General features: G+C 69.1%; 24 protein-coding genes. 8 read left to right on the top strand and 16 right to left on the bottom strand.

Annotated elements, in window-relative coordinates; genetic code table 11:
- The first annotated feature begins 213 nt into the window (after positions 1-213).
- Together ACFWN2_RS35200 and glpK are read left to right on the top strand one after the other, a co-directional pair.
- A complete protein-coding gene (locus ACFWN2_RS35200) occupies positions 214-957 on the top strand; it encodes an MIP/aquaporin family protein (protein WP_382434866.1) in 744 nt (247 codons plus the stop codon).
- Positions 958-970: 13 nt separating this feature from the next.
- Positions 971-2,479, top strand: coding sequence for a glycerol kinase GlpK (glpK, locus tag ACFWN2_RS35195; protein ID WP_382434864.1), 1,509 nt, complete (start codon positions 971-973; stop codon positions 2,477-2,479).
- 339 nt (positions 2,480-2,818) lie between these two features.
- Here glpK and ACFWN2_RS35190 read toward each other — a convergent pair whose 3' ends face one another.
- From ACFWN2_RS35190 to ACFWN2_RS35180, 3 genes are all read right to left on the bottom strand, one after another.
- The gene (locus ACFWN2_RS35190; RefSeq protein WP_382434862.1) at positions 2,819-3,361 is read right to left on the bottom strand and encodes a sortase domain-bontaining protein; all 543 of its coding nucleotides are present in this window, start codon (positions 3,359-3,361) and stop codon (positions 2,819-2,821) included.
- Between the two features lie 133 nt (positions 3,362-3,494).
- Positions 3,495-4,064 (bottom strand): hypothetical protein, encoded by a 570-nt coding sequence (locus ACFWN2_RS35185; RefSeq protein WP_382434860.1) that lies wholly within the window; start codon positions 4,062-4,064, stop codon positions 3,495-3,497.
- Between the two features lie 121 nt (positions 4,065-4,185).
- Positions 4,186-5,589 carry an NAD(P)H-quinone dehydrogenase gene (locus ACFWN2_RS35180; RefSeq protein ID WP_382434858.1) on the bottom strand — a complete coding sequence of 468 codons (1,404 nt, stop codon included), beginning with the start codon at positions 5,587-5,589 and terminating at the stop codon, positions 4,186-4,188.
- Positions 5,590-5,698: 109 nt separating this feature from the next.
- Between ACFWN2_RS35180 and ACFWN2_RS35175 the strand changes: the two genes are divergently transcribed.
- Complete coding sequence (locus ACFWN2_RS35175) at positions 5,699-6,148, top strand: gamma-glutamylcyclotransferase family protein (protein ID WP_030478530.1); 450 nt, start codon at positions 5,699-5,701, stop codon at positions 6,146-6,148.
- A 43-nt stretch (positions 6,149-6,191) separates the two neighbouring features.
- On the opposite strand, the gene ACFWN2_RS35170 is transcribed toward ACFWN2_RS35175, so the two are convergent.
- The 8 genes from ACFWN2_RS35170 to ACFWN2_RS35135 all read right to left on the bottom strand — a co-directional run bounded on the left by ACFWN2_RS35170 (position 6,192) and on the right by ACFWN2_RS35135 (position 12,568).
- Positions 6,192-6,998: an ESX secretion-associated protein EspG gene (locus tag ACFWN2_RS35170; protein WP_382434855.1), complete on the bottom strand. Its 807-nt coding sequence runs from the start codon at positions 6,996-6,998 to the stop codon at positions 6,192-6,194.
- A complete protein-coding gene (locus tag ACFWN2_RS35165) occupies positions 6,998-8,197 on the bottom strand; it encodes a PPE domain-containing protein (protein ID WP_382434854.1) in 1,200 nt (399 codons plus the stop codon). The genes ACFWN2_RS35170 and ACFWN2_RS35165 overlap by 1 nt, the downstream gene beginning before the upstream one ends.
- A gap of 2 nt (positions 8,198-8,199) precedes the next feature.
- Positions 8,200-8,565, bottom strand: coding sequence for a transcriptional regulator (locus ACFWN2_RS35160; protein ID WP_382434852.1), 366 nt, complete (start codon positions 8,563-8,565; stop codon positions 8,200-8,202).
- A 97-nt stretch (positions 8,566-8,662) separates the two neighbouring features.
- Positions 8,663-9,244 carry a DUF3558 domain-containing protein gene (locus ACFWN2_RS35155; RefSeq protein ID WP_382434851.1) on the bottom strand — a complete coding sequence of 194 codons (582 nt, stop codon included), beginning with the start codon at positions 9,242-9,244 and terminating at the stop codon, positions 8,663-8,665.
- A gap of 6 nt (positions 9,245-9,250) precedes the next feature.
- A complete protein-coding gene (locus tag ACFWN2_RS35150; protein WP_382434850.1) occupies positions 9,251-9,817 on the bottom strand; it encodes a GNAT family N-acetyltransferase in 567 nt (188 codons plus the stop codon).
- Positions 9,818-10,100: 283 nt separating this feature from the next.
- Positions 10,101-10,349 (bottom strand): hypothetical protein, encoded by a 249-nt coding sequence (locus tag ACFWN2_RS35145; RefSeq protein WP_382434849.1) that lies wholly within the window; start codon positions 10,347-10,349, stop codon positions 10,101-10,103.
- A gap of 31 nt (positions 10,350-10,380) precedes the next feature.
- Positions 10,381-10,767, bottom strand: a complete 387-nt coding sequence (locus ACFWN2_RS35140) for a DUF1707 domain-containing protein (RefSeq protein ID WP_382434848.1) — start codon at positions 10,765-10,767, stop codon at positions 10,381-10,383.
- Positions 10,768-10,798: 31 nt separating this feature from the next.
- Complete coding sequence (locus ACFWN2_RS35135) at positions 10,799-12,568, bottom strand: acetyl/propionyl/methylcrotonyl-CoA carboxylase subunit alpha (RefSeq protein WP_382434846.1); 1,770 nt, start codon at positions 12,566-12,568, stop codon at positions 10,799-10,801.
- A gap of 134 nt (positions 12,569-12,702) precedes the next feature.
- Here ACFWN2_RS35135 and ACFWN2_RS35130 point away from each other — a divergent pair, with 134 nt between their 5' ends.
- Complete coding sequence (locus ACFWN2_RS35130; RefSeq protein WP_382434845.1) at positions 12,703-13,359, top strand: hypothetical protein; 657 nt, start codon at positions 12,703-12,705, stop codon at positions 13,357-13,359.
- Here the strand turns inward: ACFWN2_RS35130 and ACFWN2_RS35125 are convergent.
- From ACFWN2_RS35125 to ACFWN2_RS35115, 3 genes are all read right to left on the bottom strand, one after another.
- The gene (locus tag ACFWN2_RS35125; RefSeq protein WP_382434844.1) at positions 13,356-14,642 is read right to left on the bottom strand and encodes a dicarboxylate/amino acid:cation symporter; all 1,287 of its coding nucleotides are present in this window, start codon (positions 14,640-14,642) and stop codon (positions 13,356-13,358) included. The two genes, ACFWN2_RS35130 and ACFWN2_RS35125, sit on opposite strands and share 4 nt — an antisense overlap.
- A 184-nt stretch (positions 14,643-14,826) precedes the next feature.
- Positions 14,827-15,426 carry a Maf family protein gene (locus tag ACFWN2_RS35120; RefSeq protein ID WP_382434842.1) on the bottom strand — a complete coding sequence of 200 codons (600 nt, stop codon included), beginning with the start codon at positions 15,424-15,426 and terminating at the stop codon, positions 14,827-14,829.
- On the bottom strand, positions 15,386-16,795 hold the full coding sequence (locus tag ACFWN2_RS35115) for an MFS transporter (RefSeq protein WP_382434840.1): 1,410 nt from the start codon (positions 16,793-16,795) through the stop codon (positions 15,386-15,388). Before ACFWN2_RS35115 ends, ACFWN2_RS35120 begins: the two co-directional genes overlap by 41 nt.
- A 77-nt stretch (positions 16,796-16,872) precedes the next feature.
- Here ACFWN2_RS35115 and ACFWN2_RS35110 point away from each other — a divergent pair, with 77 nt between their 5' ends.
- Positions 16,873-17,262, top strand: coding sequence for a hypothetical protein (locus tag ACFWN2_RS35110; RefSeq protein ID WP_382434838.1), 390 nt, complete (start codon positions 16,873-16,875; stop codon positions 17,260-17,262).
- Here the strand turns inward: ACFWN2_RS35110 and ACFWN2_RS35105 are convergent.
- Both ACFWN2_RS35105 and ACFWN2_RS35100 read right to left on the bottom strand, forming a co-directional pair.
- Positions 17,259-17,492, bottom strand: coding sequence for an acyl-CoA carboxylase subunit epsilon (locus tag ACFWN2_RS35105; protein ID WP_382434836.1), 234 nt, complete (start codon positions 17,490-17,492; stop codon positions 17,259-17,261). The two genes, ACFWN2_RS35110 and ACFWN2_RS35105, sit on opposite strands and share 4 nt — an antisense overlap.
- A complete protein-coding gene (locus ACFWN2_RS35100; protein ID WP_382434834.1) occupies positions 17,489-19,135 on the bottom strand; it encodes an acyl-CoA carboxylase subunit beta in 1,647 nt (548 codons plus the stop codon). Before ACFWN2_RS35100 ends, ACFWN2_RS35105 begins: the two co-directional genes overlap by 4 nt.
- Before the next feature lie 117 nt (positions 19,136-19,252).
- Here ACFWN2_RS35100 and ACFWN2_RS35095 point away from each other — a divergent pair, with 117 nt between their 5' ends.
- The 3 genes from ACFWN2_RS35095 to ACFWN2_RS35085 are packed head-to-tail and all read left to right on the top strand — an operon-like array spanning position 19,253 to position 21,510.
- Complete coding sequence (locus ACFWN2_RS35095) at positions 19,253-20,056, top strand: biotin--[acetyl-CoA-carboxylase] ligase (RefSeq protein ID WP_382434833.1); 804 nt, start codon at positions 19,253-19,255, stop codon at positions 20,054-20,056.
- Positions 20,057-20,069: 13 nt separating this feature from the next.
- Positions 20,070-20,594, top strand: coding sequence for a PH domain-containing protein (locus tag ACFWN2_RS35090; RefSeq protein ID WP_382434832.1), 525 nt, complete (start codon positions 20,070-20,072; stop codon positions 20,592-20,594).
- Positions 20,581-21,510 carry a hydroxymethylglutaryl-CoA lyase gene (locus tag ACFWN2_RS35085; RefSeq protein WP_382434831.1) on the top strand — a complete coding sequence of 310 codons (930 nt, stop codon included), beginning with the start codon at positions 20,581-20,583 and terminating at the stop codon, positions 21,508-21,510. Before ACFWN2_RS35090 ends, ACFWN2_RS35085 begins: the two co-directional genes overlap by 14 nt.
- Positions 21,511-21,756: the final 246 nt, after the last annotated feature.

Below are 21,756 nucleotides of genomic sequence, written 5' to 3'. Positions count from 1 at the left end.
ACGACTCGCGGATCACGTTACCTGCAGCAACGCCCCTTCGCCCACGGGCGCGGCGACCAGTACCCATTGGCCTAAAAATGGCCTGACCACGGGTACTTGGCGTAGACAACTGATCAGCTCGGTAATAGCGTCCGAGCACGTTGAAGGCGGGCAGCGCGGCCCTGACCTCGGGTTTGCGCGTCCTGTCTGGCCGCAAACGAGTGGAGGCCGACGATGAGCGCAGGCTCGATCTTCGTCTGGGAGCTGCTGGGGACCGCGGTCCTCATCCTCCTGGGCACCGGTGTCGTCGCGAACCAGGTGCTCAAGAACACGCTCGGCAACAGCACGGGTTTCCTGTTTGTCAACTTCGGCTGGGCCTTCGCGGTCTTCGCCGGCGCGAGCATCGCCAACCCCAGCGGTGCGCACCTGAACCCCGCGGTGACCTTCGCGCTCGCCATCGCGGACAAGACGCCCTGGGGTGACGTTCCGTTCTACGTCCTGGGGCAGATGGTCGGCGCGATCATCGGCGCCATGCTCTGCTGGGCCGCCTACAAGCTGCAGTTCGACACGCACGACGAGCCGCAGAACACGCTCGGCATCTTCTCCACCGGCCCGACCGTGCCGAACGCGCCGTGGAACCTCGTCACCGAGATCATCGGCACGTTCGTGCTCGTCGCGTGGATCCTGCTGTCGCCGGCCGCGAAGGAGGCGACCGACGGCGTTCCGCAGTTCGGCAACTCGGCGCTCGGATACGCGGGTGTCGCGTTCGTCGTGCTGGTGATCGGCACCTCGCTCGGTGGCCCGACGGGCTACGCCATCAACCCGGCGCGCGACCTCGGGCCGCGCATCGCCTACGCGTTCATGATGCCGATCCACAACAAGGGCAACGCCAACTGGGGTTACTCGTGGGTTCCCGTCGTGGGCCCGCTCGTGGGTGGCGCGCTCGCCGCGTTGCTCTTCCTGGTTCTCCCGGTCTGAAAGGACTTCTCGCATGACGCAGTACGTGGCCGCGATCGACCAGGGCACCACGTCGACCCGGTGCATGATCTTCGACCACTCCGGGCGGGTGGTGTCGGTCGACCAGAAGGAACACGAGCAGATCTTCCCGAAGGCGGGCTGGGTCGAGCACGACCCGAAGGAGGTCTGGCAGAACACCCGCCAGGTCGCCGCGGGCGCGCTCGCGAAGGCCGATCTGTCCACTTCGGACATCGCAGCCGTCGGCATCACCAACCAGCGCGAGACCGCGGTGGTGTGGGACCGCAACACCGGCGAACCCGTCTACAACGCCATCGTCTGGCAGGACACCCGAACCGACAAGATCGTCGCCGAGCTGGGTGCGCTGGGCGGCGGGCAGGAGCGCTACCGCGCCAAGGTCGGACTGCCGCTCGCCACCTACTTCTCCGGCCCCAAGGTCCGCTGGATCCTCGACAACGTCGAGGGCGCGCGGGAGAAGGCCGAGGCGGGCGACCTGCTGTTCGGCAACATGGACACGTGGGTGCTGTGGAACATGACGGGCGGGGTTGACGGTGGCGTGCACGTCACCGACCCGACGAACGCCTCGCGCACCATGCTGATGGACCTCGACACGCTGCAGTGGGACGCCTCGATCGCTTCCGACATGGGCATCCCGCTGTCGATGCTGCCGGAGATCCGTTCCTCGTCGGAGGTCTACGGCCAGGTGCGCGAACGCGGCGCGCTCGCGGGCGTGCCGATCGCCGGCATCCTCGGCGACCAGCAGGCGGCGACGTTCGGCCAGGCCTGCCTGTCGCCCGGTGAAGCCAAGAACACCTACGGCACCGGCAACTTCATGCTCCTCAACACCGGCACCGAGAAGGTGATGAGCGAGAACGGTCTGCTCACCACCGTCTGCTACAAGATCGGCGAGGCACCCCAGGTCTACGCCCTGGAGGGTTCGATCGCCGTCACCGGTTCGCTGGTGCAGTGGCTGCGCGACAACCTCGGCATGATCGGCAGCGCGGCCGAGATCGAGGAGCACGCCAGGTCCGTGGAGGACAACGGCGGCGCGTACTTCGTGCCGGCGTTCTCCGGTCTTTTCGCGCCCTACTGGCGTTCCGACGCACGCGGCGCGATCGTCGGGCTGACCCGGTTCGTCAACAAGGGACACCTGGCGCGGGCCGTGCTGGAGGCGACGGCCTTCCAGACGCGTGAGGTGCTCGACGCCATGAACGCCGACTCCGGTGTTGACCTGACCGCGTTGAAGGTCGACGGCGGCATGGTCGTGAACGAGCTGCTGATGCAGTTCCAGGCGGACATCCTCGGCGTTCCGGTCATTCGGCCGGTCGTCGCGGAGACCACTGCGCTTGGTGCGGCCTATGCGGCTGGGCTTGCCGTCGGGTTCTGGAAGACCGAGGACGACATCCGGGAGAACTGGGCTCAGGACAAGCAGTGGGAGCCGCAGATGGACGACGGGCGGCGCACGTCGGAGTACGCGAACTGGAAGAAGGCCGTGTCGAAGACCTTCGACTGGGTCGAGGACTGAGTCTTTGGTCGCTGCTTCGCAGCTCCGGCGAGTTCGCCGGGGAGCTGGTCGTCCGCCCGCCGCTTCGCCCCGATTGGACTTCGTCGAATCGAGACGAAGAGGCGAACGGACGACCAGCGCGAACTCGCGAAACACCGGTCTTGCCTTCGGCGTTGACCTTGCCTGATCCGGCCTTGGTCCGGCCTGACCTGGCCCTGCCTTGGTCTGGCCTGACCTAGCCCTGCCTGACCTAGCCCTGCCTTGGTCCGGCCTGACGTGGCCCGGCTCGCCCGACCCCGCATTGCACGACTCGGCCCGACCTTGTCTTGCGCGACCCGTGCGCCGATTCGTGGGTTGGGGTCAGGCGGTGGCCGGGGCTGCGTGCACGATCACGTTGTCGCGGGTGCCGCACGTGATCAGCCGCAGCCCCTCCTCGTCCTCGTCCCGCGCGACGGCCTCGGCGAAGAAGTCGTCGCGGATGATCCTCTCCGTGCGCGTCACCGTGAAGCGGGCGACCGAACCGTCCTTCTTGGACACTTCGATCAGGTCGCCCTGCAGCAGGTCGTTGAGGCGGAAGAAGACGCCTCTCGCGTTGTTGCTCTCGATCCGGCCGACGAGGATCCACTGCTTCGGTTGCGTTTGGTACCAACCGGCCTGCATGCCCTCGTTGGCCGGCGGCATCTGCACCACGCCCTGCGGGTCGAGGCCGAGCGCGACGAGCGACGACCGCACGCCGATCCGTTCGACGCGCAGCTCCTTCGGGTCGGAGTTGCCGAGTGGTGACACCACGGGCGGCGGAGCGGTCTCGCTCGAAGTCGCCGACGACGGCTTCGGCGCGGGCCCCTGCGCACAGGCGGTGAGAAGGGCAGCGCACAGCACCGCGATCAAGACACGAGTCCCCACGAATCCATTGACGCACATCCGGTGGCTTCGTTGCGCGTCCAATCGCGACTGATCGAGAACCGGTCCGTCCGACCAGCGGCGGACGCACCGGGCGGTCACCCGATGTGTCCACCGCCACATCATCGGACGGGCGTCAGGAGATGATCTCGAACTCCGCGGCGCCGCGCGTGCCGCCCGTGCACGTGAGGATCGCGGTGTACTTGCCCGGCCTGCCTTCCGCGATCCCGTTCGGGCTCTCGACGCGGACCTGCGAGCGGAACCCGAGCGAGTCGACGGTGCCGCCGTCGGGGCAGTCGCCCTCCGCGATGCGCACCTCGAACGGCTGGCCCGCCCGCAGGGACGAGGGTTCGATCGTGAACTGCGGTCGCACGTTCCGGTTGACGACCTGGTACTCGACCGTGCCGGTCTTCGACGTGCCGGCGCAGGTCAGCGTCGCCGTGTACGTGCCGGGCGTGGTGCCCGCCATCCCGTGGACGCCGCCGGCGCCCACCGGTGCGGCGAATCCCGGCGACGTGACCGAGGTGGAACCGCCGGGGCAGGTCCCCTCCTCGATCTGCACCTCGAACCACTGGCCCTTCATCAGGGCGTTCGGCGCCAGCGCGAACTTCGGCGTCACGTCGTCCTGCGCGAGAGCGCTCGGGCCGAACGCGCAGGCTGCCGCCGCGATCGCCGCTACCGCGACGATCGTGCTGATGGTCTTCATCTTGGTTCCCCCAGTGCGGTCTTCGGGTGTCCGTCCAAGGTGGACGGTCGAACCCTCGTGCACTGAGAACACGCAGAGGCCGAGGGCGCGGTTGCCCTCGGCCCAGATGAGTTCGGCGCGGTCAGTCCAGGTCGTCGTGGCGCATGAGCTGACGGCCGGCCTCGGTGATCGAACCCGTCAGCGACGGGTAGACCGAGAACGTCGTCGCGAGGTGCTCGACGGTGAGCTGGTTCTGCACGGCCAGCGCGATCGGCAGGATGAGCTCGCTCGCGTTCGGCGCCACCACGACACCACCGATGACCACGCCCGTGGCCGGACGGCAGAACAGCTTCACGAAGCCGCGGCGCAGTCCCTCCATCTTGGCGCGGGGGTTCGTGGCGAGCGGCAGCATGATCGTGCGCGCGGGCACCTCGCCCGAGTCGATCGCCTGCTGGCTGATGCCGACGCTCGCGATCTCGGGGTTGGTGAAGACGTTCGCGGCGACGGTCTTGAGCTTGATCGGGCTGACGCCCTCGCCCAGCGCGTGCCACATCGCGATGCGGCCCTGCATGGCGGCGACCGATGCGAGCAACAGCACACCGGTGCAGTCGCCGGCCGCGTAGACGCCGCTGACGTTGGTCCGGCTGACCCGGTCGACGGGGATGTAGCCGCCGCGCCCGAGCTCGATGCCGATCTTGTCGAGGCCGATGTCGGTCGTGTTCGGCACCGAGCCGACGGTCATGAGGGCGTGTGACGCCTCGATCGTGCGACCGTCTTCCAGGTGGATCAGCACGCCGTCGCCGGTGTTCTCGACCTTGTCCGCGCGGGCGTGCTTGACGACGGCCGTGCCGCGCTCGGCGAACACGTCCTCCAGCACCACGGCCGCGTCGGCGTCCTCGTGGGGGAGCACCCGGTCCCGGCTGGAGACCATCGTCACCTTCACGCCCATCTCGGTGTAGGCGCTGGCGAACTCGACACCGGTGACGCCGGAACCGATCACTGCGAGGTGCTCGGGCAGTTCGGGCAGGTCGTAGATCTGCCGCCAGGTGAGGATCCGCTTGCCGTCGGGCTCCGCGCCCTGCAACACGCGCGGGGTCGCACCGGTCGCGATGAGCACCACGTCGGCGTTGAGGACCTCTTCCGACCCGTCCGCGCCCGTCGCCACGACCCGGTGCTGGGCGAGCCCGCGCGAGTCGTCGACGAACTTCGCACGCCCGTTGATCAGTCGCACGCCCTCGCGCTGAAGGCGCGCCCGCACGTCCGCGGACTGGGCCAGTGCGAGGCCCTTCACCCGTCCGTGTACGACCGGCAGATCCACGGCTGCCTGCTCGTTGTGGGTCTGAATGCCCAGCTCACCGGCGTTGCGGAAGGCACTGCGGGCCCCTGCGGACGCGATGAAGGTCTTGGACGGCACGCAGTCGTACAACACGCACGCGCCACCGGCCCCGTCGTTCTCGACCAAGGTCACGTCGGCGCCGTGCTGGGCCGCGACCAGGGCTGCCTCGTAACCTGCGGGTCCGCCGCCGATGATGACGATGCGGGTCACGATCAGTTCCCTTCCACGGGCTTGTTGGGCGGCTCAACCGTACGCGTTGACCGAATCGACCGTGTCGTCAGTACCGAAAGCTGATCGCCACGCCGCTACGCTGTCGGACGTGCCGCTCTATGCCGCGTACGGGTCGAACATGGATCCGAACCAGATGATGGAGCGAGCCCCGTACTCCCCGCTCGCGGGGACCGGCTGGCTCGTCGGTTGGCGCATGACGTTCGGTGGCGAGGACCTCGGGTGGGAGGGGGCCCTCGCGACGATCGTCGAGGAGCCAGACCACCAGACGTTCTGCGTGCTCTACGACGTGTCACCCCGCGACGAGTCGCGGCTGGACCGGTGGGAGGGCGCGCTCGGGCTCTACAAGAAGATCCGGCTGCGGGTGCAGACGCTGGAGGGGTCTGTCGTGGCCTGGCTCTACGTGCTGGACGCGTACGAGGGCGGGCTGCCGTCCGCCCGGTACATCGGGGTGGTCGCCGACGCGGCCGAGGCAGCCGGAGCGCCCGACGACTACGTGAACGACCTGCGGACCCGGCCCTGCCAGGGCATCGGGCCCTGATCACGGGGTGACGCGGCGTGCGGCCGATCCGCACGCCGGTTCGTCAGCTGCCCGCGGCCTCCGCCAGCAGTTCCACCAGGTGGTGGTGCATGCGCCGGTAGTCGACCGGGGTGATGGTCGACCAGGGCGCCTGGCCCTCCGCGGCCCTGCGCATCTGCAGGTAGCGGCCCTTCGGCGTGTCGTAGAACGCGACCACGCGGTCCGGCCGGACCCGCTTGCCCCACTTGTCGCGCGCCGCCGCGCCGAACTGGCCGCGGTTCGTGGCGTCGCGGACCATCTCGGCCAGCGTGTGGGCGTCGTCTGCCCGCAACCTGTTCTGCAGCCCTGCCTCCAGCTCTTCCGGGCTGGTGGCTGAGGACGCGGCTGCGTCCAGGTCGGCCGAGGGCAGGGTGATCGAGTGGCCCTCACCCGCCGGGGCGGCGGGCAGGGCTGTGAGGGCCTCGCGGGGCAGGCCGTCGGCTTCCGCGGGGCGCAGGACGAGCTGCGTGCCGTCCAGGACGGCGAGAACGCCCGCCTGACCCTTGCCGGCGGCGAGGACGCGCAGGCTGCGTTCGTCGAGCCACATGCGGGCGTCGATCTCCTGCTGCGGGCGGTTGAGGACGTGCAGGAGGTCTTCGAGCATCGGGTCGAGGGAACGCGGGCCGCCGAGGCCGCGGGCTCCGAGCTGGAGCCAGACGCGGTCCTCGATGGCGCGGCGTTCCTCCGTCGTCTTGCCAGGTGAGGGCACCTTCAGGACGAGAGGCATCGTCTCCAGGCCCAGGTGGTCCCAGAGGACGTCGAACTCCAGCGTGGAGATGACCACCGGGTCGCGCGTGTCGCTCGCCCCGGTGTCCAAGCCGAACAAAGTCATCAGTCGGTCGTGCTCTCCCCGATGACGGGCAGCGAGTAGCTGCCCACTCCGTAGATGTCGTCGCGCTCGCGGAGGTAGTCGGCGGCCTTGTGCTCCAAGTCCTCCTCGTCCTCTCCCTTGCGCGGGCCCATGCCGCCGAACGGGTCGAACGACTGCGGCATCGGCACGGCCCTGCGGTGGACCTGGTCGTTGTTGTTGTTCGCGCCGACCGTGCCCGTCGGGCCCATGGCCGTGCCCGAACCGCCCATGACACCGGCCGCGTGGCCCTGGTTCATGACCGTGCCCGCCGCGGCGGCGCTGGAGGCCGCGGTCGCGCCCTCCTCCATCTGCTTCGGACCGGACTCGGAGGCCGAACCCGAACGGCTGGAGCTGCGCTGACCGGGCAGGCCGACACCCGCGGTGCCCGTGCCGCCGGGGCCCGCGGTCCCGGCCGAGACCGAGGAGTGCGAACCCTTCGTGCCGGGCGTCGTGCTGGTGCCGGCGTTCGAGGTGCTCGTCGTGGAACCCGGCGCGCCGGTGCTGCCCTTCGGAGGCGTGGCGGCGGTGCCGCGCGTGCCTGACGTGGGACGACCGGCCACCGCACCACCGTTGCTGCCGCGGGCGCCGACGCCCCAGACGGGAGCCGCGCCGATCTGCGCGCCACCGCCGTGCACCGGTCCCGTGCCGCTGATCTGCAGCTGCGGGGGCTGGCTGAACTGGCCCAGCGTCGAGGTGTTCGCCGTCGTGGACGACGCGTAGGTGGACATGACCTCACGGGCGCGGCGCTCGGCGGCGTCCTGGGCCGCCTCCTGCTTCTCGTGGTCGGTCTGCCCGCCGAAGAGGTGGGTGATGCCCGTGACCAGCGCGCCCGGCTGCTCGGCGGTCACGTTGACCGGCGCCGGCATGTCGGCGCGGGCCTTCGAGATGTACCCGGCCTGCAGTTCGGCCGAGTAGCGCATGACGTCGGAGCCGGTGCGGGCGCTGTCGGCCCAGGCGGCGACGGGGTTCAGGCCGGACTGCGCGATCTCGGCGGCCTTGCCCTGCCACTTCGCGCCCGAGAGCGTGATGCCCTTGTGCAGGTCGTCGTTGATCTCGGTCAGCGCGGCTGACACGCCCTGCCAGCGCTCCATCGACGCGAACGACGCGGAGGCGCCAGGACCGGAGTGGATGCGCTCGTACAGCTCTTTGTGGCTGTAGCCCTGCCAGCGGTGATCGACCATGCTCAGCACCCGCTCTTGTTCATCATGCCGGTGTTGTCGCCCTCGACCACGTTGTACTGGCGCTCGATCTGGTTCAGGTTGTCCATCGCCGTCTTGAGCTGCCGCTGGTAGTTCAGCAGGGCCTGCAACGCGGAGTCACCGTCCGCGATCGAGCGGTCGTTGAACCTCTCCGCGGCCTCGGCGCTGACCGGGTCGCCTGCCCACGGGCGCACGCGGAACTCGGTGACCGCCATCTCGATCTGCTTGTCGAGCTTGATCAGCGCGGCCGAGAACGTGTTGCGCAGCGCTGGGATCGCCTCCGGCTCCACGTTCAGCTGGTGCGAGGCGGGTGGCGAGGAGTCTGCCCCGCTGCGTCCCCCTGGCGGCATCGTGAAACCTCCGGCGGTCGTGCCTACAAGCGCTTCGTCACTCTAACCACTGAAGGTGACGCTGGGGAGTGCGATCAGTGACATCCGCCCGTGTGGGTCAGCGTCTTTGGAGCAAACTGGCCATCGCGGCCTCTGCCACGCGCTGGGCTCCGAGGCAAAGATGATCTTGTTGCACCGCAGTGGAATTGCCTCCGTCGCGGAACATCACGTCGAGGAACTGCCCATCGGCAACGTCTATTTCCACATTGCAGACGTCGTGCACGTCGGGTGTGCGGACAGTAATCGCCGTGAAACCCTCGATCGTGCCGGCCGTGTAGTCGACCTGAGCGTTCTCCGAGAGCCAGACGTCGGCGCCCGAGACGAGCACGAGTGCGATCCTCGCCACATTTCCACTCGTGGTGCTCCGGATGGTGCACGCCTTCGCGTTGCCGAAGCTCGGATCGACGTACGCGCTCGGCGGGTTGTCGAGGCTCAGCGACGTGCGCTGCTCCTCGGTCAGGATCGCGCAGGGGTCCACCGCGTCGAGCGGCACGGCCCGTGGCCGCTGGGGGAAGTCGAACGGGGTCGTCGTCGTGGGCGACGGTGGCGGAGGCGGTGGGGTGGTCAGCGCGCTCTGCTCAGGAGGGGCCGTGCACCCGGCCAGTACCGCCGCGACGATCAGGAGCGCCGTGGTCCGCATGGCCGGTCACCGTAGCTGCTCCGGGTGAGGATCCGATGCCAGTCGTGACCACAGCAACTGGTCTTCTCGCTGATCATCGACGATCGCCTCCTCGCGAAGACGACCCTCAAGAGTGAATCCGCACTTCTCCGCGACCCGCCGAGAGGCCGTGTTCGACACCGCGTGCCGGTAGGTGATGCGGTGCATCTCCATCGCGCCGTAGACCCAGCCCAGCACGGAGTTCAGCGCGGCCGGCAGCACGCCCTTGCCGCGGTGCGCGGGCTGGCTCCAGCACATCACCTCGGCGGACAGCAGGTGCCGGTCGACGTTGTGGATGACGATCCCGGCCAGCACCTCGGCCGTGACGGCGTCGCACACCGCCCACGACCAGCGGTAGTCCTTCTCCCAGCCGTCGGTCATCAGCACGACCAGCAGCTCGGCGGACGGCGCGCCCTCCGCGGTGAGGCGACTCATGTACCGCTTGGTCTCGGGGTCGGCGAAGGTCTCGGCCAACGCCGGCACGTCGTCGATGCGGTCGTCGCTGCGGAAGGCGCGCAGGTAGTACTCGCCCGCGTTGATCTCGACTGGCTCCACGGCAGGAGGCTAATCCCCGGCGGGCTCGTGGTGCCGCGCGACCGGGAATCAGTCGCCGGTGGGCGCGTGGTGCCGCGCGACCGGGGCTGGTGGTCGGGGGCTGGTGCAGCTCGCTGGGGCCGGTGGGCCACTGCCCAGGCTGGCTGCCGGCGGTTCGGTGGTGCCGGTCGATCGCAGGGCTGGTGGGGCAGAGGTGCTGCGGCCGGCAGGCTGGTAGCCGCCGGGCGCACTGCGCGGCTCAGCGGTTGGTCGCCGCCGCACTCGCGACGCCGCGGCCGGCGAGCTAGTCGCCGGTGAAGCCGTCGTGCTCCCCGGCCAGCTCGTCGAGCACGGCGCGGTGCGCGGACGCGGGCAGGCCGTCCGGCGCGGTCGTCAGCTCGACCACCCAGTCCACGTCCTCGGCGTCGTCCTCGCCCGCCAGCATGTCCCGGTGCACGTGGCACGGGCCCCAGCCGGCTTCCAGGAGCTCTGCGGCCAGCTCCTCGGCCTCGTCGCGGTCGGGCAGGATCAGCAGCACGGTCGGCGGAGTCAACGGACGACCTCCGCGTTGCGGTAGAAGGGTTTCAGCGCCGGCGTCCGTTCCACTGGCCCCACAGGATCGCCACGGCGGGCACCAGCAGGAAGATCAGCGGGTTCTTCACCAGCGCGAAGAACAGGATCACCGTCGCGATGCCCACGACCGGGATGACCGCGCTCTCCCAGCGGCGCGCGGGGGCCCTGACGGGCTCGTTGAACATCGGGACGGGCGCCACGAACTGCGGCCGCGGGTCGGGCAGGTCGTAGAACAACGCCATCAGCTCGCCGCGGGTCTTCGCGGTGGTGATCTTCGCGGACCGGTCGCCGTACTCGGTGATGTCGATGCGGCCCGCGCTCATGTGCTCGCCGAGGACCTGCAACGCCTGCTGCCGCTCGGTGTCACCGATGCGGATGTCCCTGCTCGGGTCGCTCACGAACCCAATCGTAGGTGAGCGACCCGGCAGCTCAGTCCTTCAGCTCGCAGATCACGGTGCCCTGGGTGATCGGGTCGCCGGGCGCCGCCGCGAGACCCGTCACCGTGCCGGCCTTGTGCGCCGTCACCGGGTTCTCCATCTTCATCGCCTCCAGCACGACGATCAGGTCGCCAGCCGCGACGGTCTGCCCGTCCTCGACGGCCACCTTCACGATCGTGCCCTGCATCGGCGCGGCCACCGCGTCACCCGACACGGCCGCGGAACTGCCACCGGCACGCTTCGCCTTGGGCTTCTTGGCAGCGGAAACAGCGGGCTTGCCGCCACCGATCGCGAGGTCACCCGGCAGCGACACCTCCAGGCGACGCCCGCCGACCTCGACCACCACGGTCTGGCGCGGCGACTCGTCCTCAGAGGCTCCGGCCGAACCGGCGAACGGCTCGATCTGGTTGTCGAACTCCGTCTCGATCCACCGCGTGTGGACGGTGAAGCCCTCGGGCTTCTCGGCGGTGAACGCCGCGTCCCGCACGATCACGCGGTGGAACGGCAGCACGGTCGCCATGCCCTCGACGACCATCTCGTCCAGCGCGCGGCGGGAGCGGGCCAGCGCCTCCTCGCGGGTCTCGCCGGTGACGATCAGCTTGGCCAGCAACGAGTCGAACTGCCCGCCGATCACCGTGCCGCTCTCGACACCGGCGTCCACGCGGACACCGGGACCGGAGGGCGCGACGAACGTCGTCACGGTGCCGGGCGCGGGCAGGAAGCCGCGGCCGGCGTCCTCGCCGTTGATCCGGAACTCGATCGAGTGCGCGCGCGGCGTGGGGTCTTCGAGCACGCGCAGCTTCTCGCCCGCGGCGATGCGGAACTGCTCGCGCACCAGGTCGAGGCCCGTCGTCTCCTCCGACACGGGGTGTTCGACCTGCAGGCGCGTGTTGACCTCCAGGAACGAGATCGACCCGTCGAGGCCCACGAGGTACTCCACGGTGCCGGCGCCGTGGTAGCCCGCTTCGAGGCAGATCGCCTTGGCGGACGAGTGGATCGTGGCGCGCTGCTCGTCGGTGAGGAACGGCGCGGGCGCCTCCTCGACCAGCTTCTGGTGGCGCCGCTGCAAAGAGCAGTCGCGTGTGCCGACGACGATCACGTTGCCGTGCGTGTCGGCGAGGACCTGGGCCTCGACGTGGCGCGGCTTGTCCAGGTAGCGCTCGACGAAGCACTCGCCGCGGCCGAACGCCGAGACGGCCTCGCGCACCGCCGAGTCGAACAGTTCGGGAATCTCCTCCAACGTCCGCGCGACCTTGAGGCCACGACCGCCACCGCCGAACGCCGCCTTGATCGCGACGGGCAGCCCGTGCTCGGAGGCGAACGCGATGATCTCGTCCGGGCCGTTGACCGGGTCCTTGGTGCCGGGCACCAGCGGAGCGCCAGCGCGCATCGCGATGTGCCGCGCCGTCACCTTGTCACCGAGGTCGCGGATCGCCTGCGGCGTCGGGCCGATCCACACCAGACCGGCGTCGATCACGGCCTGCGCGAAGTCGGCGTTCTCGGACAGGAAGCCGTAACCGGGGTGCACGGAGTCGGCACCGGACTGCGCGGCGGCCGCCAGCACCTTCTCGAACGACAGGTAGCTCTCGCCGGGGGTGTTGCCGCCCAGCGCGAACGCCTCGTCGGCGAGCCGCACGAACGGCGCGTCGCGGTCGGGATCGGCGTAGACGGCGACGCTCGCCAGTCCGGCGTCACGGCAGGCTCGGATGACCCGGACGGCGATCTCACCGCGGTTCGCGATGAGCACCTTGCGCAGCGACACGGCGTCGTACCTCCTGCTGGACCGGTTATTTACGGCTCTGGCTGGTGCCGCAGTCTACGGAAATCGACGAACTCCGAGAGGGAGAGACGCCTCACTTCACGTCGATCGTGAGCCCTTCGAGCACAATCGGCGACGTGGGTGGAACCAGGTCAGTGCAGGTGGTCGCCGTCGCCGCCGCCGTGGTCGTCATCGCGGGGCTGGTGTTCGCCTATTTCCAGAGGCCGAACAGCACCGATTCAGGTCAGTACGGCAACGACGTCAACATGCGCTGCGGCACCACCGTGTGCCAGGTCGTGATAGGCAGATCCGTCGGGAGGGACCTCGTCGAGCTGCTCGCGGGAACGGGCGGCGGGCGGATCAGGGTGACCGGCGAGTCCGGGCCGTTCATCTTCGAGATGACCATCGCCGAGTCGGGCGCGACGGTGACCGACAAGTCGCTGCTCTGCTCGGAGGCACCGGTCAGCGTGTGCCTCGTGCGCGGCGAGCACGGCAGCAAGGTGCTCGGCGAGGTGCTCGTCCGCAAGGACGGCACGTGGTCGCGCGCGCAAGCCGCCTATCTGTCCAGTGCCGGGTACCTCGGGCTGCACGACGTCAACGAGGACGGCACGGCGGACGTCGTCTCGGCCCAGCGCGCGTGCGACGGCCAGTGCAACGACGCGTTCGTGCAGGTGTTCTCGGCGCTCGGCGCGAACATCGGCTGTACGACACCGGCACCGGCGCGGGAGCAGCTCGCTGGCTGGCCCACACCGGTGCCGAAGTTGTCGCAGTTGCGCCCGTGCGCTGATTCCTAGGCGTTGATGAGGTCCTTCTCGGCGGGAGCGGCGGGCTCCTCGATCAGGTTCTCGCTGCGCGCCACCAGCACCGGCACGGTGATCTGGCCGGCCACGTTGGTCGCGGTGCGCATCATGTCGAGGATCGGGTCGATCGCGTAGACCACGGCCACACCGGTCGCGATCACGGCCGGCGGCAGGCCGACGACGCTCAGGGTCAGCGTGAGCATCGTGTACCAGCCGGTGGTTCCGGCGGTGGCCAGAGCGCCGAACACGGCGACGAGCACGATGGCGACGTACTGCCACACCGAGAGCTGGATGCCGAACAGGTTCGCGATGAAGATCGTCGCGACGGCCGGGTAGACCGCTGCGCAACCGTCCATCTTGGTCGTCGTGCCCAGCGGGACGGCGAAGTTCGCGTACTCGTTCGGCACGCCCAGGTCGGCGGCTGCCTTGCGGGACAACGGAAGCGTGGCGCCCGAAGAGCGCGACACGAACGCGAACTGCAGCGCCGTACCGGCCTTGCGGAAGAACTCGACCGGCGAGGTCTTGCCGACGAACTTCAGCAGCACCGGGTAGACGACGAACAGCACGAGCGCGGAACCGATGTACACGGCCAGGATCAGCGAGAACAGCGGCTTCACGAACGAGTTGCCGTACGACGCGACGGCGTTGCCGATGAGGCCGAAGATGCCGATCGGGGCCAGCAGGATGATCCAGCCGACGACCTTCTGGACGATCTCGAAGAACGAGCGGACCAGGTTGGTGAACGGCGCGGCCTTGTCACCGAGCGCGTAGGCGGCGAAGCCGACCAGCACCGCGATGAAGACGACCTGCAGCACCTCGCCCTCGGTGAACGCGCTGAAGATGTTGGTGGGCACCAGGTTGTCGAGCAGCGCCTGCCACGAGCCGGACGCGCGCTTGGCGAGCTTGTCGACCGCGCCGGCGGCGGGTTCGATCTGCAACCCGTTGCCGGGCTTGAGGATCGAGGCGACCGCGATGCCGATCAGCACCGCGATGAACGACGTGATGGCGAACCACAGGAACGTCTTGCCGCCCAGGCGCGCGGCGGTGCGGCCACCGCCGAGGTTCCGCAGCGACGCGATGCCGACGACGATCGCCGTGAACACGAGCGGGATGACGGTCAGCTGCAGCAGCGCGGTGAACGTGGAGCCGATCTTGGCGAGGACGGGCGCGAGCCACGTGCCCTTGCCGAGCCAGCCGGCGAGCGCGCCGAGGACGAGCGCGCCGAGAACGGTGAATCCGAAGACCTTGGGCTTGCGATATGTCTGGACGAACGACATCGGAGCATCTCCTGGGCAGGGATGTGCTGAGTGAGGGGTGGCGGAGGCGTTAGCTCCGACAACCCGTGCTCGTCCTGCGTGCCAGGTCGATGTTCCTGCGACGCGTCAAGTACTCGTTCACCGCTAGCCCCCAACGCCGGCGTTGAGGGCAGTCTTCCCCGATCGGGTGAACTGTGACCAGGGTCTACCAGAGTGTGGACACGGAAACACCCACCTGGCCGAGGAGCCTGCGGGTGAGGGGCAGGCTGATGCCGATGACCGACGTGTGGTCGCCCTCGATGCCGTCGATGAACCAGCCGCCGAGCCCGTCGATCGTGAAGCCGCCCGCGACGTGCAGCGGCTCGCCCGTCGCGATGTAGGCCTCCAGTTCCTCGTCCGACGGCGTGCCGAACCGCACGGTCGTCGACTCGGCTTGGGAAGCGCGGTCGACGATCTCGCCCCCGGAGACCTTCAGCACGGTGTGACCGGTGATCAGCACGCCGCTCTTGCCCGCCACCCGCCGCCACCGCTCGCGCGCGACCTCGGGCGTGCCCGGCTTGCCCACGAGTTCGCCCTCGAACAGCAGCATCGAGTCGCAGCCGACGACCACGCACTCGTCGTCGTGCTCGATCGCCTCGGCCTTGGCCGCCGACAGCGCGACGACGGTCTCCTCGGGCGTCGGGTTCTCCAGCGAGTCGACGAGCGCGTCCTCGTCGACGCCGGAGACCCGGACGACGGGCTCGACGCCCGCGGACCGCAGGACGCTAAGACGGGCGGGTGACTGGGAGGCCAGGATCAGACGCACGCGCCGAGTCTGTCACGGTCGGGGCGGCCACCTGCCGAAAGGCGAACGCGGCCGCGATCCCCAGCGCCGTCACGGCCAGGAGCAGGTAGAACGCCGCCCGCACTGCCGTGGTGAAGTCGCCGGTGGCCGCGAGCACGATCTGCAGCACGGCCGCCGTCGCCGCGCTGCCCAGCACGTTCCCGAACTGCCGCGACGTGTTGTAGATGCCCGACCCGGCGCCCAGCAACGAGCGGTCGAGCGTCCGCGTGGAGATGTTCGTCAGCGGCGAGAACACCAGCCCCATGCCGATGCCCAGCGCGACCATCGACGGCAGCAGCACCCACTGCGGGCCGTCGCTGAGCAGGAACGTCATCGCGAGGATGCCGACCGCCATCAGCGCGAACCCGGTGATCGGCAGGAACTTGGCGTTAGCCCGGTTCGACAGCCGTCCCGCGAAGATCGCCACCACCCCGGACATCAGCGACGCCGGGGCCGTGACCAGGCCCGTCATCAGCGGCGACAGCTTCGGCACGGTCTGCAGGAACAGCGCCAGCGGCACGAACACGCCGGTCACGGTGATGCCGATGGCGATGTTCGCGACGTTGCCGAGCGAGAAGTTGCGGTTGCGGAAGATCCGCAGCGGCATCAACGGCTCGGGGTTGCGCGCCGACGCCTGCCAGAGCACGAACAGCGCGAGGAACAGCACCCCGGCCGCGATGATCTCGGCGACCGTGATCGGTCCCGCCACGCGACCCCACTGGTAGTGCTCACCGTTCTGGACGCCGAACACCAGCAGCCCGAGCCCGAGGCAGCACAGCACGACGCCGAGCACGTCGAACCTGGGCGCGCGGTTCGGCTGCAGGTCAGGCACCCACAGGAACAGCAGCACGAGCGCGAGCACGCCGATCGGGAGGTTCACGAAGAAGATCCACTCCCAGCCCAGGTGCGTGACCAGCACCCCGCCGAGCAACGGCCCGGAGACCGTCGCGAGCCCGGCCACCGACCCCCACATGCCCAGGGCCGCACCGCGCTTGGCCGGCGGGAACAGGTGCGTGATGAACGCCATCGTCTGCGGCGTCATGGCGGCGGCACCCAGGCCCTGGAAGACGCGGGCGGCGATCAACGCCTCCGCGCTGGTCGCGAGACCGCAGGCCAGCGACGCCCCCAGGAACAGCACGAGCCCGATCCCGTAGAGGCGCTTCGGCCCGAACCGGTCACCCAGCCGCCCGGTCAGCAACAACGGCACCGCGAACGCGAGCAGGTAGGCGCTCACGACCCAGATGACGTCGTTCAGGGACGCGCCGAGGTCGGTGATCATCGACGGCAACGCGACGTTGACGATGGTCGTGTCCAGCAGCGTCATGAAGAAGCCGATGCACAGCGCATACACGGTCCGCCAGTTCGCACGGTCCGATTGAGTAGTACTGCTGATGCGCGATCACCTCTTCGGTCGGCACTCTCGGCGGAGTGAAGCGCTGGGTGCTTGTCCTCACCGAACGCGGTTCCGATCGCGAAGGCAAGCGCAGACGGATCGCGGCACTGCTCGTCGTTCTCGGCGGGCTCATTGGATCGTGGGGCGTTGGAAGCGTGCTCGCGAGTGACCCGATCGGCTACGGAGTGCCCATCTGGCCGTTCGCCGACACCGCCGACCGCGCGGAGAACGCGCTGCTCGCCTCGGTCGTGCCCACGGTGCGCTCAGGCCTGCCGCTCAACCACGCCGGCGTCGAGGTGCTGCGCAGGACGTCGGCGTACGGCAGCGCGTTCTGGACGCTGAAGCTGCAGGTCGACGGCGAGACGCGGTGTCGCGAGGTCGCCGTCGGCCTGAACGTGTCGAGCCGCCGGGTGGACTGCGCCTAGCCGGGGAAACCGGACGCGCGCCACGCGCCCGGTCCGTGCTGGAGCGGCCTGCGCACGCGTCGCGCGTGGTTCGCCCACTCCGAACGTGCCTCCGGCTTCTCCTCGACCGGTGCGGCCGAGGCCAGCCCGGCGATCACCGCGGTCAGCGCGGCCAGCTGGTGGTCGTCCGGCGTGCCCTTGACGACCTTCAGCAGCGGCTTTTCCTGAGGCGTTTCCTCGGGCCCGGTCACAGCGGGATGTTCCCGTGCTTCTTGGGCGGCAGCGTCTCGCGCTTGTCCCGCAGCATCGACAGCGCCCGCGCCACGTACCCGCGGGTGTACGACGGCGGGATCACCGAGTCGACATACCCGCGCTCGGCGGCCACGTACGGGTTGCACAGCGTGTCCTCGTACTCCTGCTGCAACTGGGCGCGCAGGGCGTCGACGTCCTCGCCGTTGGAAGCGGCGGCCGCGAGGGTCTTGCGGTGCACGATGTTCGCCGCGCCCGACGCGCCCATGACGGCGATCTGCGCGGTCGGCCACGCGAGGTTGATGTCGGCGCCGAGGTGCTTGGAGCCCATGACGTCGTACGCGCCGCCGTACGCCTTGCGCGTGATGACGGTGACGAGCGGAACGGTGGCCTCGGCGTAGGCGTAGATCAGCTTGGCGCCGCGCCGGATGATGCCGTTCCACTCCTGGTCGGTGCCGGGCAGGAAGCCGGGCACGTCCACGAACGTCAGCACCGGGATGTTGAACGCGTCGCAGGTGCGCACGAACCGCGCGGCCTTCTCGGAGGCGTCGATGTCGAGGCAGCCGGCGAACTGCGTGGGCTGGTTCGCGACGACGCCGACGCTGTGGCCGTCCACGCGGCCGAAGCCGATCAGGATGTTCGGCGCGAACAGCGGCTGGACCTCCAGGAAGTCGCCGTCGTCGAGCACGCGGTTGATGACCTCGTGCATGTCGTACGGCTGGTTCGCCGAGTCGGGGACGATCGTGTCGAGCTCGCGGTCCTCGTCGGTGATCGAGTCGGAGATCGAGCCCTCGGCGAGCGTGCCCTCGAACGCGGGCGAGTCGCTCAGGTTGTTGGACGGCAGGTAGCTCAGGAGCTCCTTGACGTACGCGATCGCGTCTTCCTCGTCGTTGCCGAGGTAGTGGGCGACGCCGGACTTCGTGTTGTGCGTGCGTCCGCCGCCGAGCTCCTCGAACGTCACGTCCTCGCCGGTGACGGTCTTGATGACGTCCGGGCCGGTGATGAACATGTGCGAGGTCTGGTCGACCATCACCACGAAGTCGGTCAGCGCGGGCGAGTAGACGTGCCCGCCGGCGTTCGAGCCCATGATCAGCGAGATCTGCGGGATCACGCCGGACGCCTTGACGTTGCGGGAGAAGATCTCGCCGTACAACCCCAGCGAGACGACGCCCTCCTGGATGCGCGCGCCGCCGCCCTCGTTGATGCCGACGATCGGGCGGCCGGTCTTGATCGCCAGGTCCATGACCTTGACGATCTTCTCGCCGTACACCTCGCCGAGCGAGCCGCCGAAGACCGTGACGTCCTGGGAGAACACGCACACCGGACGGCCGTCGACGGTGCCGTAGCCCGTCACGACGCCGTCGCCGTAGGGGCGGTTCTTCTCCTGGCCGAAGTTCGTGGAGCGGTGCCGCGCCAGCTCGTCCAGCTCGACGAACGAACCGGGGTCGAGCAGGAGGTCGATGCGCTCGCGGGCTGTCTTCTTGCCCTTCGCGTGCTGCTTCTCGACCGCGCGTTCCGAGCCGGCGTGAACCGCCTCGTCGTTGCGCCGGTAGAGGTCAACGAGCTTGCCCGCGGTGGTGTGGACGTCCGGAGCGCCTGAAGCGTCTGGGGGGACGTGCCCGATCGGCTCGGTCGCACTGCTCATGGGCTCGCAGCCTAACGAGACCATTGCTGAACTGCTCCGTGCAGTTGTCCAGGTCACGGCAACCTGTTGGTCGCCGTTGATCGCACGTACTCTCTTCCGTTCCCATAGCCTGGCGCGATGACCACCGCACTCGACGCTGCAGAGCTGCGCTCGCGGCTCGTCGCACCCAACGGCCCGTACGCCGCTCTCGACGTCGTGGCGTCCACCGCGTCGACGAACGCCGACCTCGCGGGATCCGGCGCCGCCGACCGAACCGTGCTGATCGCCGGCGAGCAGACCGCGGGCCAGGGCCGTCGCGGACGTTCCTGGTCGTCGCCCGAGGGCGGGCTCTACGTGAGCGTGCTGTTCCGTCCAGCCGGAGTGCCCGCCGACCGGTTGCCGTGGCTGAACCTGATCGCCGGCCTCGCGCTGCTGCGCGTCGCCCAATCGGTTGGTGTCGAGGCGTCCCTGAAGTGGCCGAACGACCTGCTGCTGGGCGCGTCGGCCGGCAAGGGCGCCGGGATCCTGTCCGAGATCACCGCCGACGGCTCGGTCGTCGTGGGCATCGGCCTGAACGTGGCGAAGCTGCCCGCGGACGTCGAACCCGCCCCCGGTGGCCTCGCGCCGACGTCGCTGGAGGACCTGGGCGCCGCCGAGTTGGACCGCGGCGAGCTGGCGTTCCGGCTGCTCGTGGAGCTCGCAGGCCTGGAAGGCGTGTGGCGCAAGAACGGCGGCGACGCGGTCGAGTCGGGCGTGCTGGAGGAGTACGCCGAGCACTCGTCGACCGTCGGCCGCCGCGTGCGGGTCGAGCTGGCGGGCGGCGTGGAGCTCCTCGGGGTGGCGCAGCGCATCGAGCCGGACGGCACGCTGACCGTGCGCGGGGACGACGGCGAGGACCACGGCGTGTCCGCTGGTGACGTGGTGCATTTGCGCCCGGCGTAGTTAGGGTTGGCCCATGGCCTACCCCGACGACCTGCTGAGCTCCGGCGAGCACGTCGTGATCCACAAACACCCCCACTGGAAGATGCTGATCTTCCCGGTGTTCTGGCTGCTGGTGGTGGTCGCGCTCGGCACCTACCTGGCGGGACTCGTCTCGGACCAGTCGTGGGCGACCATCGCGTACGTCGTGCTGGCCGTCGTCGGCGTCGTCCTGGTGCTGTGGCTGACCATCGCGCCGGTCGTGCGCTGGCGCACCACGCACTTCATCATCACGTCGGACCGCGTGATGTACCGCGAGGGCGTGTTCAAGCGCACAGGCCTCGACATCCCTTTGGCTCGTGTGAACAGCGTCCGCTTCGAGCACAGTCTGATGGACAGGGTGCTCGGCTGCGGCACGCTGATCATCGAGTCGGCCTCGGACGAGCCGCTCGAGTTCGACGACATCCCGTCCGTGGAGAAGGTGCACACGATGTTGTACCGAGAGGTGAACGACAACCCGGACGACGACTTCTACCCCGGAGTGGTCGATGGGCGCGCGTGAGGTCGGCCTGCCGGACGTCGTCGGCTCCGGGTCGTTGCCGTCGCGGGTGACGATCTGGGAGGTCGGGGCTCGGGACGGGCTGCAGAACGAGTCCGTCGTGGTGCCGGTGTCGGTGAAGCTGGAGTTCCTGGCGCGGCTGGCTTCCGCCGGGTTGTCCGTTCTGGAGGCCACGTCCTTCGTGCACCCCAAGTGGGTGCCTCAGCTGGCCGACGCCGCTGAGCTGCTGGCGGGGCTTTCTCCTGTGCCCGGGGTTGTTTATCCCGTGCTGGTGCCCAATGAGCGTGGGTTGGATCGGGCTATTGAGGCCGGCGTTTCGCACATCGCGATCTTCGCTTCGGCCACGGAGACCTTTGCCTCTCGGAACCTGAACCGGACGTTGGACTCCCAGTTCGAGATGTTCGAGCCGACTGTCGCTCGGGCTTTGGCCGCTGGGATGGATGTTCGCGGGTATGTGTCGATGTGCTTCGGTGACCCTTGGGAGGGGGCTGTCGCCCGGTCTCAGGTTGTGGCCGTGGGGGAGCGGTTGCTTGAGATGGGGTGTTCTCAGCTTTCTCTCGGGGACACGATCGGGGTTGCCACGCCTGGGCAGGTCGAGTCGTTGCTGGAGGGGTTCCGGGACGTTTCTTCGCTTGCTGTGCACTTTCACGACACCTATGGGCAGGCGTTGTCCAACACCCTTGCGGCTTTGCGTTGTGGGGTGACCACTGTGGACTCTTCCGCCGGTGGGCTGGGTGGGTGTCCTTATGCCGAGTCTGCCACTGGGAACCTTGCCACTGAGGATCTTGTTTGGATGTTGGACGGGTTGGGGATTGAGACCGGAGTCGACTTGGATGCGCTTGTTGCTACTTCGGCTTGGATGGCTGAGCAGTTGGGGCGGCCCAGTCCTTCTCGGGTGGTTCGGGCGTTGACCAAGTAGGTCGCGGCTTCTGCGGGTGGCTGGTTTGCGTGCGGCCTGGTCGCCTTGCGTGCTTCCCCTGGGGGCTCTGCCCCCAGACCCCCGGCAATCTGAAATGGGGGTAGCGCCGTGGGCAGGTTGATGGCACGCCTGTTGCTTAGAGCGGCTGCCTGTTTCGTATGAGGGTTGCGTTGGCGGTGGGGTCCCATCACGAGCCGCACCAAGAGCGGGCCACACCTGAGGGGTGAGGTCAAGTCGACGAAGAGC

Origin of the sequence: Lentzea sp. NPDC058436 (genome assembly GCF_042721515.1) — a bacterium.
In the GTDB taxonomy this organism is placed as follows: Bacteria; Actinomycetota; Actinomycetes; order Mycobacteriales; family Pseudonocardiaceae; genus Lentzea.
The sequence above is the reverse complement of the archived record's forward strand: the minus strand, read 5'-3'. Positions and strand labels throughout refer to the sequence as shown.

Bases quoted from the DNA above. Each gene is read 5' to 3' on its own strand.
- ACFWN2_RS35200 (WP_382434866.1), top strand. From the start codon at position 214: ATGAGCGCAGGCTCGATCTTCGTCTGGGAGCTGCTGGGGACCGCGGTC.
- glpK (WP_382434864.1), top strand. From the start codon at position 971: ATGACGCAGTACGTGGCCGCGATCGACCAGGGCACCACGTCGACCCGG.
- ACFWN2_RS35185 (WP_382434860.1), bottom strand. From the start codon at position 4,064: ATGAAGACCATCAGCACGATCGTCGCGGTAGCGGCGATCGCGGCGGCA.
- ACFWN2_RS35170 (WP_382434855.1), bottom strand. From the start codon at position 6,998: ATGACTTTGTTCGGCTTGGACACCGGGGCGAGCGACACGCGCGACCCG.
- ACFWN2_RS35165 (WP_382434854.1), bottom strand. From the start codon at position 8,197: ATGGTCGATCACCGCTGGCAGGGCTACAGCCACAAAGAGCTGTACGAG.
- ACFWN2_RS35160 (WP_382434852.1), bottom strand. From the start codon at position 8,565: ATGCCGCCAGGGGGACGCAGCGGGGCAGACTCCTCGCCACCCGCCTCG.
- ACFWN2_RS35155 (WP_382434851.1), bottom strand. From the start codon at position 9,244: ATGCGGACCACGGCGCTCCTGATCGTCGCGGCGGTACTGGCCGGGTGC.
- ACFWN2_RS35125 (WP_382434844.1), bottom strand. From the start codon at position 14,642: ATGTCGTTCGTCCAGACATATCGCAAGCCCAAGGTCTTCGGATTCACC.
- ACFWN2_RS35100 (WP_382434834.1), bottom strand. From the start codon at position 19,135: ATGAGCAGTGCGACCGAGCCGATCGGGCACGTCCCCCCAGACGCTTCA.
- ACFWN2_RS35095 (WP_382434833.1), top strand. From the start codon at position 19,253: ATGACCACCGCACTCGACGCTGCAGAGCTGCGCTCGCGGCTCGTCGCA.
- ACFWN2_RS35090 (WP_382434832.1), top strand. From the start codon at position 20,070: ATGGCCTACCCCGACGACCTGCTGAGCTCCGGCGAGCACGTCGTGATC.
- ACFWN2_RS35085 (WP_382434831.1), top strand. From the start codon at position 20,581: ATGGGCGCGCGTGAGGTCGGCCTGCCGGACGTCGTCGGCTCCGGGTCG.